Genomic DNA, 13,800 nt, shown 5'->3' with positions numbered 1-13,800 from the left:
GCTACAAGCTGGCGCTGCTCCCAGCCTTTTTATCGAGTGTCCTCTTGGTGAGGAGGCGGTTCGTTGTAAAACGCCATGACGTCGTACAGGCGTGCAGAGTTGTTGGCGGGGTAGACAACGTCATCGTCAGAATCGGTGGCCATCTGTTGCACTGCATCCTTTATCTCGTCCCAGACGTCGGTCCAACCGGAGACATCGTTCAAGGTGAACGTGGTGTTGATACCATTCACTTTGCCCGTGAGGACACCACTGACTGGGTTGATGCGCACGCTGGTGGGGTCAAGGTTGTTATCTTGGGCAAAGGCGGTAAAAGTGCTGCCGGTCAGGGCGGTCAACAGATTTTTGCGTACCAGGTTGAAGGTTGAGTACTCCGGGATGTCCTGCAGAGAGATCGAAGTCTCGTAGTCACTCGTTTCTGGTAGCAGTTTCATCATTGCGCGGCTGACCAGCTGTGACAGTGCCTGGTCGGCTTCCTTGACTTTTTGAGCCCCCGTAGGCGGCGAAAACTGTGCAAGCCGTTGGTTGAGCTGATGCGGTGGCAGCTCCTCGATATGCTGGCGGGTTTCTTTTTGTCGTTGTTTGATGGCAGCGTAGCACGGCTCGCTGCTGTCCAGCGTGCTGAACTTTCCCTCGCGCAACAGTTGCCCGATGAAGGACAGTTGGTCGTTGCTTGTGCGGTTGCCTGGCTGCAGACCGTAAAACCGCGCCACTGTAGTGGGTAATGCGCGATCCGGGCCCAAGTACACAACCGCAGCAGTGCTATCCACTTTTTTTGCAGCTGCCAGGACCGCAGCAGACGCGGCGGCCCACTCAGGGTCCTTGTCGAGGTCGAAATCGACCGGTTTGTTATCTTTTACCGCGCTGAGTCTTCCACTGCTGTTGATCACTAGCTTAAGAGGATCAATGTTTTTTGCGTATGCAAACGATCTGAAAGGCTCTGAGTTTATGGCATCGGCCAGCTCCCCCCAGGTCTTGCCGAAGGTCGAGGCAGGTGGCACGTCAATCGTGTCTAGACGAACTGAGCTGTTTTTACTGTCGTCGAGCCGGTTGCGGATCAAACCCATACCGACATTAACCGCTAATTGCCTGTCGCTCTGCTCCACCAAAGCCTCGGCGAACTGGCGGACCGACGGGTTGGATGAGGCTGATGGGTTGGCAGGATTTTGCAAGTCCCGGCGTGAGCGTGACAGGACGGGGCGAAAACTCGATTTGTCGTGCGACAAGCTTTCTGGGGGGGGCGCGTCGGTTTTGTGCGACGAGGCTGTGCTTGTCTGCGCGGCTCCCATGAGCGCGGTGTGAATGAGGGATGGCTGAACGTTGATCATGGAGTCGCCCTTTCGCTTGCGTATCAGAAAAAGCTTCACCCGACGCCTGAAAAAGAGAGGGTGATGCGTACGCTGAGTGACAGAAGGGGCGGTGAGGTTCCTTTCGTTTTGGCTGGATGTGTTTTTCACCATGTGTCGCTGCACATCGCTCAAGCCAGGTTTTGCTCAGTAAGGCGTTGTACGGCCAGGCGCCGATAGTGGGACGGCGTCATCCCCTTAAGCTGCTGAAACCGCCGGTTGAAGTTGGAAATATTGTTGAACCCCGACTCAAAACACACATCCGTCACCGCCTTGTCCCCATCGGCCAGCAACTCGCAGGACTTGCTGATGCGCAGCCGATTGACGAATTCAATAAAAGTCCGCCCGGTGGCCTGCTTGAATACACGGGAAAAATACGTCGGCTTCATCCCCAGGTACTCCGCGACTTCCTCCAGCGGCAGCTCGCGGGCGTAGTGGGCAAAGATGTAGTCCACCGCACGGTTGGTGCGGTCGATGCTGTGTTCATCGGCTTGCTGTGGCGTGGTTACGCCGGACAGCAGCTGGTAGTCCTCACAGGCGCTCAATACCTCCAGCAGGATAAAGAAATGCCCCAGGCGCGCCATGCCGTGGGCGTCTTCAATGTGCTGCATGAGGGTCATGGCGTGGGCAATGGTCTTTTTGCAGCGGAATTCGATGCCGTACTGCGCGCGTTCGAGCAGCGGCGCCAGGCGTTTGAGTTCGGTGAAGATATGGCTGCCGTGTTCGAACAACTCGTCGGTGAAGTTCACCAGCATGTCGCGCTTGGGGACCACTTCGCCTTCTTCCACCTGGCTGATCCAGTTGTGGGGCAGGTTGGGGCCGGTGAGGAACAGGCTTTCCGGGTAGAAGTTGCCGATGTAGTCACCGATAAACACCTTGCCGGAGCTGGCGACGATCAGGTGCAGCTCGTATTCCTTGTGGAAGTGCCAGCGCACCAGCGGGCAGGGGAAGCCGTGCTGGCGATAGATGATGGACAGACCGTTGTGATCGTCCATCAGCTCGTAGGAGGGATCGGTGATGCGCGTTGCTCGGGTCATGCTGCCGTCGCTTTATTGTGGTCGCTGCGTAGGATAATGCCCCGTCGCGCACGACCTCGCCAGCAGCAGTGTTTACAGGTTGCGGTTTTTTGCCTCGATCCACTGGGACATGTACTGGGTACTCTTGTGCGCGTGATGGCGCAGCATACTGCCGGTGAAGTTGTCCCGGCGATGGGCAGCGAGGTTGCGGCGGCATTGCTCCAGGCAGTCCACCAAGGCTGGCCCGTGCAGAGTCTGGTCATAGCGCCGGGCCAGCAGTTGGCGCCCGTGTTCCTGGGCCTGGGTCCAGCGCTCGTGGTCCTGGTAGAGGGCCACAGCAGCGGCGGCCAGGGCCGGGGCGTCGTGTTCGATCACGCCGGGCCAGGGTTGATCATCGCCCATGGCCTCGGCGCCGATCGGGGTGGTGACATTGGGGGTGCCGCAGAGCATGGCGTCGATCAACTTGCCCTTGATGCCCGCGCCAAAGCGCAACGGTGCCAGGCAGATGCGTGCGGCGGTCATGACTTGCAGCGCGTCTTCGGCCCAGTTCATCACATGAAAACCCTGTGCCGGGTTGTGCAGGGCGGTGGCCTTGGGTGGGGTGTAGGCGCCATAGATATGCAGCTGCGCGCCCGGCAACTGTTGGCGAATCAGCGGCCACAGGCTTTGCTTCATCCACAGCACCGCATCCCAGTTGGGCGCGTGGCGGAAGTTGCCGATGCTGAGAAAGTGCGCACGGTCTTCAAACGGCGCAAACGCGGCGTTGGGCGGTTGCAACATCAGCGGGCACCAATGGAGCAGAGCGGCGGGCACCTTGAACTGCTCGGTGAGCAGGCGGATTTCCACGTCGGAGATCATCAGGCTGATGTCACAGCGGTAAATCGCGGCGATTTCGCGCTTGGCCAGGTCGGTATCGGCCATGCGCTGGAACTCGTCCTCCAGCGCCGGCGCGAACAGGGCGCTGAAGTCGTCGCTGTCGGGGTTTGCTTTCACCTGCTCCTTGAAACGCTGGTGGCGGGCATCGCGCAGGCTTTGCAGGTCGGAGGTTTCCAGCACGCGCAGGGCGTTGGGGCAGCATTGCTCCACGCGCCAGCCGAATTGCTCCTCCATCATGAAACGGTCGAACAGTACGATATCCGGGGCCAGTTCGCGGATAAAGTCATCGAAACTGCTGTTATTCAGTTCGATGGCGCATTCGGCGATGCCAAGTGCCGGCAAGTCGGCCTTGTGTTCGCCGATGGTCGCAGGGCTGCTGAAGGTAATGTCCCAACCTTGCGTAAGAAAACTCTCAAGGATCTGCATCATATGCCCCCCCGCAGCCGAGGAGCGGGGCTCTGGCCAGACGTAACCAATGACCAGAACTTTGGTGGCAGGCTGATTCATCGACGACGGTTTCCTTGAAGGGCAGGCGAAAAGCGCGCAATTAAACCACAACCTGGCGACATGACAATTTGTGTCTGGCGGTAGGTAGCATCGGCACTTTGTGGTTAACTTCGGCCTCTCGAATTCGTTTAACCAAAAACCAGCATAAGGATTCCGTTCATGGCTCAAGTCACCCTCAAAGGCAACACGGTCCAGGTTGAAGGCGAACTGCCGAAAGTCGGCGCCAAAGCCGCAGATTTCACCCTGACCGCCGGCGACCTGTCCGACGCCACCCTGGCCACCTTTGCCGGCAAGCGCAAAGTGCTGAACATCTTCCCAAGCGTTGATACCCCAACCTGCGCCACTTCCGTGCGCAAGTTCAATGCCCAGGCCAACGATGTGGCCAACACCGTGGTGCTGTGCATCTCCACCGACCTGCCATTCGCCCAAGCGCGCTTCTGTGGTTCCGAAGGCCTGGAAAACGTTAAGAACCTGTCGGACTTCCGTGATTCGGATTTCGCCGTTGATTATGGTGTGGCGATTGCCGACGGCCCGCTCAAAGGCCTGACCGCTCGCGCTGTCGTGGTACTGGACGAAAACGACAATGTGCTGCACAGCGAGTTGGTCAAGGAAATCGCTGAAGAGCCAAACTACGATGCGGCCCTGGCTGTATTGAAGTAACTGTTTCTGCGCGTAACTGTCGTTTGGCAGTAACACGTATGATGCATGATTGCGGCCTGGCCTAGTCCAGGCCGTTTTTATTTGAGTGTCAGCGGTTTAGCGAAATAGCTGGCGGACTAAGATCAGACGTTAAAAGTTGTAAGCCCAAGGTAAATAGCCGGTAAAGGTGCTTTTCTAAACGCCCCCCAGTGCTTATCTTTCAGCCTCCCGAAGAAGAAGCTCTCATCCCCAATGGTTGATCACTCCATGCAATCCTCCTCCCGCAACTCCCGCCGCTGGCTGTTTGGCCTGCTTGTGCTGCTGGTTATCGCCGGCCTGTGCTGGAAATTCTGGCCCGGCGGCGCGGCTCACAAGGACGCTCCTGCGGGGCACACCGGCAAGACCGGCATGGCGCGCCCGGGCTTTGGCGGTTCCACCGGCCCGGTGCCGGTGCGCGTGGCGCCGGTGGTGCAGGGGGAGTTTGCGGTGTACTACAAGGCGCTGGGCACGGTCACCGCGCTCAACACCATTAATGTGCGCAGCCGGGTGGGCGGTGAGCTGGTGAAGATCGCCTTTGAAGAAGGCCAGATGGTCAAGGCCGGCGACCTGCTGGCAGAAATCGACCCGCGCAGCTACCAGAACGCCTTGCTCCAGGCCCAGGGCACATTGCTGCAGAACCAGGCGCAGTTGAAAAACGCCCAGGTCGATGTGGAGCGTTATCGCGGCCTGTACGCCCAGGACAGTATCGCCAAGCAGACCCTGGACACCGCCGAAGCGCTGGTCCTGCAATACCAGGGCACGGTCAAGACCAACCAGGGCGCGGTCGACGATGCCAAGCTCAACCTTGAATTCACCAGGATCCGTGCGCCGATCAGCGGCCGCGTTGGCCTGCGCCAGCTCGATGTCGGCAACCTGGTCGCAGCCAATGACACCACCGCCCTGGCGGTCATCACCCAGACCCAGCCGATCAGCGTGGCGTTCACCCTGCCGGAAAATACCCTGGAAACCGTACTCGCCCGTTATCACGCCGGCAACAAACTGCCCGTAGAAGCCTGGGACCGTAGCGACGTGAAAAAACAGGCGATCGGCGTGCTGCAGAGCCTGGATAACCAGATCGACGTCACCACCGGTACTTTGAAGTTCAAGGCGCGCTTTGATAACAAGGACCAGGCGTTGTTTCCCAACCAGTTCGTCAATGTGCACTTGCTTGCCGACACCTTGCATAACGTGGTGTTGGCGCCGTCGGCGGCGGTCCAGTTCGGCAACACCGGCACCTTTGTCTACAAGCTTGACGGTGACAACAAGGTCAAGGTCCAGCCCCTGGTGCTGGGTGACACCGACGGTGAGAACACCGTGGTCAAGGAGGGCCTGGTCGCAGGCGATCGCGTGGTGCTGGAAGGCACTGACCGTCTCAAGGACGGCAGCGAAATCGAAGTGGTCAACGAAAGCAAGGAAGTGCCGACCACGCCGACCGAACACCTGCAAGGCAAGCCCGCGGCAAAAGGGGAGACCGGCGCTGACGCCGGCAAGGCGCAAAAGGTCGGTTCATGAACCTGTCACGCCTGTTTATCCTGCGCCCGGTCGCCACCACGCTGAGTATGCTGGCGATTGTATTGGCCGGGATCATTTCGTACCGCTTGTTGCCGGTATCGGCCTTGCCCCAGGTGGACTACCCGACGATCCGGGTGATGACCCTGTACCCCGGCGCCAGCCCAGACGTGATGACCAGTGCGGTCACTGCGCCGCTGGAGCGTCAGTTCGGGCAGATGCCCGGGCTGACCCAGATGGCGTCCACCAGCTCGGGCGGTGCGTCGGTGCTGACCCTGCGTTTCAACCTCGACGTCAATATGGATGTCGCCGAGCAACAGGTGCAGGCCGCAATCAACGCCGCCACCAACCTGTTGCCCAAGGATTTGCCGGCGCCGCCGGTGTACAACAAGGTCAACCCTGCCGACACCCCGGTGCTGACCCTGGCGATTACTTCCAAGACCATGCTGCTGCCCAAGCTCAATGACCTGGTCGATACGCGCATGGCGCAGAAAATCGCCCAGATCAGCGGCGTCGGCATGGTCAGTATTGCCGGTGGCCAGCGCCAGGCCGTGCGTATCAAGGTCAACCCCGAGGCCCTGGCGGCCAATGGCTTGAACCTGTCGGATGTGCGTGCGCTGATCGCCGCCTCCAACGTCAACCAGCCCAAGGGTAACTTCGACGGCCCCACCCGCGTGTCGATGCTCGATGCCAACGACCAGTTGGTCTCACCCCAGCAATATGCCGAGCTGATCCTGGCCTACAACAATGGCGCACCGTTGCGCCTCAAGGATGTGGCGCAGATCGTCGACGGCGCCGAAAACGAACGCCTCGCGGCCTGGGCCAACGAAAACCAGGCGGTACTGCTCAACATCCAGCGCCAGCCGGGCGCCAACGTGATCGAGGTAGTCGACCGTATCAAGGCGCTGCTGCCGAGCATCACCGACAACCTGCCGGCCGGCCTGGACGTAACGGTGCTTACCGACCGAACCCAGACCATCCGCGCCTCGGTGAAAGACGTACAACACGAGCTTCTGATTGCCATCGCCCTGGTGGTGATGGTGACGTTCCTGTTCCTGCGTCGGGTCAGCGCCACGATCATTCCGTCCATTGCCGTGCCGCTGTCTCTGGTGGGTACCTTTGGCGTGATGTACCTGGCGGGGTTCTCCATCAATAACCTGACGCTGATGGCCCTGACCATCGCCACGGGGTTCGTGGTGGATGACGCCATCGTTATGCTGGAGAACATTTCTCGCTATATCGAGGAGGGCGAGACGCCGATGGCGGCGGCGCTCAAGGGCGCCAAGCAGATCGGCTTCACCCTGATTTCCCTGACCTTGTCGCTGATTGCGGTACTGATCCCACTGCTGTTCATGGCTGACGTGGTCGGGCGGCTGTTCCGCGAGTTCGCCATCACCCTGGCGGTGGCGATCCTGATTTCGCTGGTTGTGTCCCTGACCCTTACGCCGATGATGTGCGCGCGCTTGCTCAAGCGCGAACCGAAGGAAGAAGAGCAGGGACGTTTCTACAAGGCCAGCGGCGCCTGGATCGATTGGCTGATCCAGGCCTATGGCCGCAAGTTGCAGTGGGTGCTCAAGCACCAGCCGCTGACCCTGCTGGTGGCCATCGCTACCCTGGGGCTTACGGTGGTGCTGTACCTGGTGGTGCCCAAGGGCTTTTTTCCGGTGCAGGACACCGGGGTGATCCAGGGTATTTCCGAAGCGCCGCAGTCGATTTCCTTTGCGGCGATGAGCCAGCGTCAGCAGGAGCTGGCGAAGATCATCCTTGCTGATCCCGCGGTCCAGAGCCTGTCGTCCTACATCGGTGTGGACGGCGATAACGCCACCCTCAATAGTGGCCGCTTGCTGATCAACCTCAAGGCCCACGGCCAGCGCGACTTGAGCGCAGCCGAGGTGATCACCCGCTTGCAACCGCAAATCGACAAGCTGGTGGGCATCCGCCTGTTCATGCAGCCGGTGCAGGACCTCACCATCGAGGACCGCGTCAGCCGTACCCAGTACCAGTTCAGCATGTCGTCGCCGGACGCCGAGTTGCTGGCACTGTGGAGTGGCAAGCTGGTGCACGCCCTCAGTCAACAGCCGGAACTCACCGACGTTGCCAGCGACTTGCAGGACAAAGGCTTGCAGGTGTACCTGGTGATCGACCGCGACGCGGCCTCGCGCCTGGGTGTGAGTGTCTCGACCATTACCGACGCGTTGTATGACGCCTTTGGCCAACGGCAGATCTCTACCATCTATACCCAGGCCAGCCAATATCGCGTGGTGCTGCAGGCTCAGTCCGGCGAAACCCTCGGCCCGGCCGCGCTCAACCAGATCCATGTGAAGACCACCGACGGCGGCCAGGTGCGGCTGTCGAGCCTGGCCCATGTCGAGCAGCGCCAGGCGCAGTTGGCGATTGCCCATATCGGCCAGTTCCCGGCGGTGATGATGTCGTTCAACCTGGCCCCCGGCGTCGCCCTGGGCAAGGGTGTGGAGCTGATCAACCAGACCCAGAAGGACATTGGCATGCCGGTGGGCGTGCAAACCCAGTTCCAGGGTGCCGCCCAGGCGTTCGAGGCGTCCCTGTCGAGCACCTTGCTGCTGATCCTGGCCGCGGTGGTCACCATGTACATCGTGCTGGGCGTGCTTTACGAGAGCTATATCCACCCGATCACTATCCTTTCGACCTTGCCGTCGGCGGCGGTGGGGGCCTTGCTGGCCCTGCTGCTCAGTGGCAATGACCTGGGCATGATCGCGATCATCGGCATCATCCTGCTGATCGGTATCGTGAAAAAGAACGCGATCATGATGATCGACTTCGCCCTCGACGCCGAGCGTAATCAGGGCCTGGACCCACAGACGGCGATTTACCAGGCGGCGCTGTTGCGTTTCCGGCCGATCCTGATGACTACCCTGGCTGCGTTGTTCGGTGCGGTACCGCTGATGCTTGCCAGCGGTTCCGGCGCGGAGTTGCGCCAACCGCTGGGTTTGGTGATGGTCGGTGGCTTGCTGGTGAGCCAGGTGTTGACGCTGTTCACCACGCCGGTGATCTACCTGTACTTCGATCGCCTTGGCCGGCGCTGGCGCAAAGAGCCGCAACGCCTGGAGCCGGTTGAGCCATGAACCTGTCCGGACCTTTCATTCGCCGGCCGGTAGCGACCATGCTGCTGAGCCTGGCGATCATGCTGCTCGGTGGCGTCAGCTTCAACCTGTTGCCGGTGTCGCCGCTGCCGCAGATCGACTTTCCGGTGATCGTGGTGTCGGCCAGCCTGCCCGGCGCCAGCCCCGAGGTGATGGCGTCCAGCGTGGCGACGCCATTGGAGCGTTCATTCGGTTCGATTGCCGGTATCACCACCATGAGCAGTTCGTCGAGCCAGGGCTCGACTCGGGTGATCCTGGCCTTTGATTCCGACCGCGATATCAACGGTGCGGCGCGGGAAGTGCAGGCGGCGATCAATGCCTCGCGCAACCTGTTGCCCAGCGGTATGCGCAGCATGCCCACCTACAAGAAGATCAACCCGTCCCAGGCACCGATCATGGTGTTGTCGCTGACCTCCGACGTGCTGCAGAAGGGCCAGCTGTATGACCTGGCGTCGACCATCTTGTCCCAGAGCCTGTCCCAGGTGCCAGGCGTGGGTGAAGTGCAGATCGGCGGCAGCTCCCTGCCGGCAGTGCGCATCGAGTTGGAACCCAAGGCCCTCGACCAGTACGGCGTGGCCCTGGACGATGTGCGCAATACCATCGCCAATGCCAACCAGCGCCGGCCCAAGGGCTCCCTGGAAGACGCTGAGCGCAATTGGCAGATCCAGGCCAACGACCAGCTGGAAAAAGCCAAGGACTACGCGCCGCTATTGATCCGCTACCAGGACGGTGCGGCCCTGCGCCTGGGCGATGTGGCGAAGATCACCGATGGTGTGGAAGACCGCTACAACAGTGGCTTCTTCAATAATGATTCGGCGGTGCTGCTGGTGATCAACCGCCAGTCCGGCGCCAACATCATTGAAACGGTCAGGCAGATCAAGGCCCAGTTGCCGGCGTTGCAGGCAGTGCTGCCGTCCAGCGTCAAGCTCAGCCTGGCGATGGACCGCTCGCCAGTGATCACTGCCACCCTGCATGAAGCGGAAATGACCCTGCTGATTGCCGTGGGCCTGGTGATCCTGGTGGTGTACCTGTTCCTGGGCAACTTCCGTGCTTCGCTGATCCCGACCCTGGCGGTGCCGGTGTCGCTGGTGGGCACCTTTGCGGTGATGTACCTGTACGGGTTTTCGCTGAACAACTTTTCGTTGATGGCGCTGATCCTGGCCACCGGGCTGGTGGTGGACGATGCCATCGTGGTGCTGGAGAACATTTCCCGGCACATCGACGAGGGTGTGCCGCCGATGAAGGCGGCGTACCTGGGGGCCGAAGAGGTCGGCTTTACCTTGTTGTCGATGAACGTGTCGCTGGTGGCGGTGTTCCTGTCGATCCTGTTCATGGGCGGGATTGTCACCAACCTGTTTCGCGAGTTTTCCATCACCTTGTCGGCGGCGATCATCATCTCGCTGATTGTCTCGCTGACCTTGACGCCGATGCTCTGCGCCCGCTGGCTCAAGCCTCATGACAAGACCCGGCAGACCGGTTTGCAGCGCTGGAGCCAGAAGGTCAACGACCGCATGGTCGCCGGCTATGCCACCAGCCTGGACTGGGTGTTGCGGCACCGGCGCCTGACCTTGCTCAGCCTGTTGATTACCGTGGGGGTGAATGTCGCGCTGTATGTGGTGGTGCCAAAAACCTTCATGCCTCAGCAGGACACCGGCCAATTGATCGGGTTTGTGCGCGGTGACGATGGCCTGTCGTTCAGCGTGATGCAGCCGAAGATGGAAGTCTTCCGCCAGGCGGTGCTCAAGGACCCGGCGGTGCTCAGCGTGGCGGGCTTTATCGGTGGCAACCAAGGCACTAACAACGCAGTGATGCTGGTGCGCCTAAAACCCATCAGTGAACGCAAGATCTCTGCCCAGGCGGTGATCGAGCGTCTGCGCAAAGAGGTGCCGTTGGTACCGGGCGGGCGCCTGTTCCTGATGGCCGACCAGGACCTGCAGTTCGGCGGCAGCCGCGACCAGACCAGTGCGCAATATTCCTACATCCTGCAAAGCGGCGACCTGGCCGCGTTGCGCCTGTGGTACCCGAAAGTGGTCGCGGCGATGCGTGAGTTGCCCGAGCTGACTGCCATCGACGCTCGCGAAGGCCGGGGCGCGGCGCAGGTCACGCTGATCGTCGATCGGGACCAGGCCAAGCGTCTGGGCATCGACATGGACATGGTCACGTCGGTACTCAACAACGCCTACAGCCAGCGGCAGATTTCCACCATCTACGATAGCCTCAACCAGTATCAGGTGGTGATGGAGGTCAACCCCAAGTATGCCCAGGACCCGATCACCCTGAACCAGGTCCAGGTGATTACTGCCGATGGTGCGCGGGTGCCGTTGTCGACCATTGCCCATTACGAGAACAGCCTGGCCGACGATCGCGTCAGCCATGAAGGCCAGTTCGCTTCCGAAAACATCGCCTTCGATATGGCGCCCGGGGTGACGGTAGAGCAGGGCACCGCGGCCATCGAGCGAGCGATTGCCAAGGTCGGCCTGCCTGAAGATGTGATCGCCAAGATGGCCGGCACCGCCGACGCCTTTGCGGCCACGCAGAAGGGCCAGCCGTTCATGATTCTCGGTGCGCTGGTGGCGGTGTACCTGGTGCTGGGCATTCTGTATGAAAGCTATATCCACCCGCTGACCATTCTCTCGACCCTGCCGTCGGCGGGTGTTGGCGCGTTGCTGGCGATCTACCTGCTGGGCGGCGAGTTCAGTCTGATTTCGTTGCTGGGCTTGTTCCTGCTGATCGGTGTGGTGAAGAAAAACGCGATCCTGATGATCGACCTGGCGCTGCAACTGGAGCGCAACGACGGCATGAGCCCGCTGGAATCGATCCGCAGCGCCTGTCTGCTGCGCCTGCGACCCATTTTGATGACCACCCTGGCCGCCATCCTCGGCGCCTTGCCGTTGCTGCTCGGCACCGGCGATGGCGCGGAAATGCGCCATCCGTTGGGCCTGACCATTATTGGTGGCCTGGTCTTCAGCCAGATCCTGACCCTTTACACCACCCCGGTGGTCTACCTCTATCTCGACCGCGCGCGCCACCGCTTCAATGCCTGGCGCGGCGTGCGTACCGATGCTGCCCTGGACACTGCGCTATGACCGATTCAACCAAATTATTGTGGCGAGGGAGCAAGCACCCTCGCCACAACAACACAATGAAGTTATTGGCCGTGATGATGTGTGGGGTGTTGCTCAGCGCCTGCGCCATTGGCCCTGACTACAAGCGCCCGGAGGTCATCGAACCGGTGCAGTTCAAAGAAGCCCAGGGCTGGCGCCAGGCCAACCCCAGCGATTCCCTGGCCCGTGGCGCCTGGTGGGAGCTGTATGGCGACCGCCAACTCAATGAGCTGGTAGAGCGCCTCAACACGTCCAACCAGACCGTTGCCCAGGCCGAAGCGCGCTTTCGCCAGGCCAAGGCGCTGGTGCGCAGTTCCCGCGGGGCGTTTTACCCCAGCGTCGACCTGAGCGTGGGTAAAACCCGCGCCAGCCAGGGTACCGGCAGCAGCAGCGCCAGCCTCAGCAGTTCCAGCAGTGGTATCCGCGACACCCTCAATGCGCAGTTGGGCGTGAGTTGGGAAGCCGATATCTGGGGCAAGTTGCGCCGTGGACTAGAGGCCAATGAAGCCAGCGCCGAGGCCAGCTCGGCAGACCTGGCCGCGATGCGCCTGAGCCAACAGTCGGAACTGGTGCAGAGCTACCTGCAACTGCGGGTCATGGACGAACAGACGCGCCTGTTGCAAGCCACCCTGGACACCTACCAGCGTTCATTGAAAATGACCGAAAACCAGTACCGTGCCGGGGTGGCCGGCAAGGATGCCATCGCCCAGGCGCAAACTCAGCTCAAGACCACTCAGGCCAGCCTGATCGACCTGATCTGGCAGCGGGCCCAACTGGAAAACGCCATTGCCGTGCTGATCGGCGAAGCCCCGGCCAACTTCAACCTGGTGGTGAGCAAAGACATTCCGGCGCTGCCGCAAATACCGGTGAGCCTGCCGTCCCAGTTGCTGGAACGTCGCCCCGATATTGCCTCGGCCGAACGCTCGGTGATCGCCGCCAACGCCAACATCGGCGTGGCCAAGGCGGCCTATTACCCGGATCTCAGCCTGAGCTTGCAGGGCGGCTACTCCAGCAGCACCTATGAAGATTGGATCAGCCTGCCGAACCGCTTCTGGTCGGTGGGGCCGAAACTGGCGATGACCCTGTTCGATGGCGGCCAGCGCTCGGCGGAAGTCGACCGCACCGTGGCCAGCTATGACGAGACCGTGGCCAAGTACCGCCAGACCGTACTGGATGGGTTCCGTGAAGTGGAAAACTACATGGTGCAACTCAAGGTGCTGGCGGACGAAGCTGTGGTCAGCAATGAAGCGCTGGAATCGGCGCGTGAGTCGTTGCGCTTGACCGAGAACCAGTACAAGGCGGGTCTGATCGCTTACCTGGATGTGGTGACTGTGCAGGCGACGGCCCTGAGCAACGAGCGCACCGTGTTGACCTTGTTGCAGTCGCGGCTGGTGGCGAGTGTGCAGTTGATTGCGGCGTTGGGTGGTGGCTGGGACGGCCAGACGTCTCTGGCCGAGAAGGAGTGAGCGAATACCTGGGCATCCTGTAGGAGCGAGCTTGCTCGCGAAGAACACACAGACACCGCGTTTCCCCCGGTTTCGCACGTCATCGTTGACGATCTTCGCGAGCAAGCTCGCTCCTACAGTGGGGAGGCCCCTTTCCACAGGTATTGAAAAATACCCGCATTAAGCCAGCAGATTGACGCCAA

At 60.9% G+C, this 13,800-nt stretch carries 8 protein-coding genes; 5 read left to right on the top strand and 3 right to left on the bottom strand.

Annotated features, from left to right (window positions below; all coding sequences use genetic code 11):
- Positions 1-29: 29 nt before the first annotated feature.
- From TK42_RS12055 to TK42_RS12040, 3 genes are all read right to left on the bottom strand, one after another.
- On the bottom strand, positions 30-1,325 hold the full coding sequence (locus TK42_RS12055) for a hypothetical protein (RefSeq protein WP_146097874.1): 1,296 nt from the start codon (positions 1,323-1,325) through the stop codon (positions 30-32).
- Between the two features lie 149 nt (positions 1,326-1,474).
- On the bottom strand, positions 1,475-2,380 hold the full coding sequence (locus tag TK42_RS12045; protein ID WP_103734287.1) for an AraC family transcriptional regulator: 906 nt from the start codon (positions 2,378-2,380) through the stop codon (positions 1,475-1,477).
- A 72-nt stretch (positions 2,381-2,452) separates the two neighbouring features.
- A complete protein-coding gene (locus tag TK42_RS12040; protein ID WP_103734286.1) occupies positions 2,453-3,742 on the bottom strand; it encodes a glycosyltransferase family 4 protein in 1,290 nt (429 codons plus the stop codon).
- A gap of 159 nt (positions 3,743-3,901) precedes the next feature.
- On the opposite strand from TK42_RS12040, the gene tpx reads away from it, so the two are divergent.
- The 5 genes from tpx to TK42_RS12015 all read left to right on the top strand — a co-directional run bounded on the left by tpx (position 3,902) and on the right by TK42_RS12015 (position 13,618).
- Entirely contained in the window at positions 3,902-4,402 is a 501-nt protein-coding gene (gene tpx / locus TK42_RS12035; RefSeq protein ID WP_032875762.1) for a thiol peroxidase, read from the top strand.
- Positions 4,403-4,633: 231 nt separating this feature from the next.
- A complete protein-coding gene (locus TK42_RS12030; RefSeq protein WP_032875759.1) occupies positions 4,634-5,932 on the top strand; it encodes an MdtA/MuxA family multidrug efflux RND transporter periplasmic adaptor subunit in 1,299 nt (432 codons plus the stop codon).
- The gene (locus TK42_RS12025; protein ID WP_032875755.1) at positions 5,929-9,030 is read left to right on the top strand and encodes an MdtB/MuxB family multidrug efflux RND transporter permease subunit; all 3,102 of its coding nucleotides are present in this window, start codon (positions 5,929-5,931) and stop codon (positions 9,028-9,030) included. The genes TK42_RS12030 and TK42_RS12025 overlap by 4 nt, the downstream gene beginning before the upstream one ends.
- Positions 9,027-12,134 (top strand): efflux RND transporter permease subunit, encoded by a 3,108-nt coding sequence (locus TK42_RS12020; protein WP_103734285.1) that lies wholly within the window; start codon positions 9,027-9,029, stop codon positions 12,132-12,134. Before TK42_RS12025 ends, TK42_RS12020 begins: the two co-directional genes overlap by 4 nt.
- The gene (locus TK42_RS12015) at positions 12,131-13,618 is read left to right on the top strand and encodes an efflux transporter outer membrane subunit (protein WP_146097873.1); all 1,488 of its coding nucleotides are present in this window, start codon (positions 12,131-12,133) and stop codon (positions 13,616-13,618) included. The genes TK42_RS12020 and TK42_RS12015 overlap by 4 nt, the downstream gene beginning before the upstream one ends.
- Positions 13,619-13,800 lie beyond the last annotated feature (182 nt).

It is taken from the genome of Pseudomonas sp. GZJR-8 (assembly GCF_002916705.1).
In the GTDB taxonomy this organism is placed as follows: Bacteria; Pseudomonadota; Gammaproteobacteria; order Pseudomonadales; family Pseudomonadaceae; genus Aquipseudomonas; species Aquipseudomonas synxantha_A.
The sequence above is the reverse complement of the archived record's forward strand: the minus strand, read 5'-3'. Positions and strand labels throughout refer to the sequence as shown.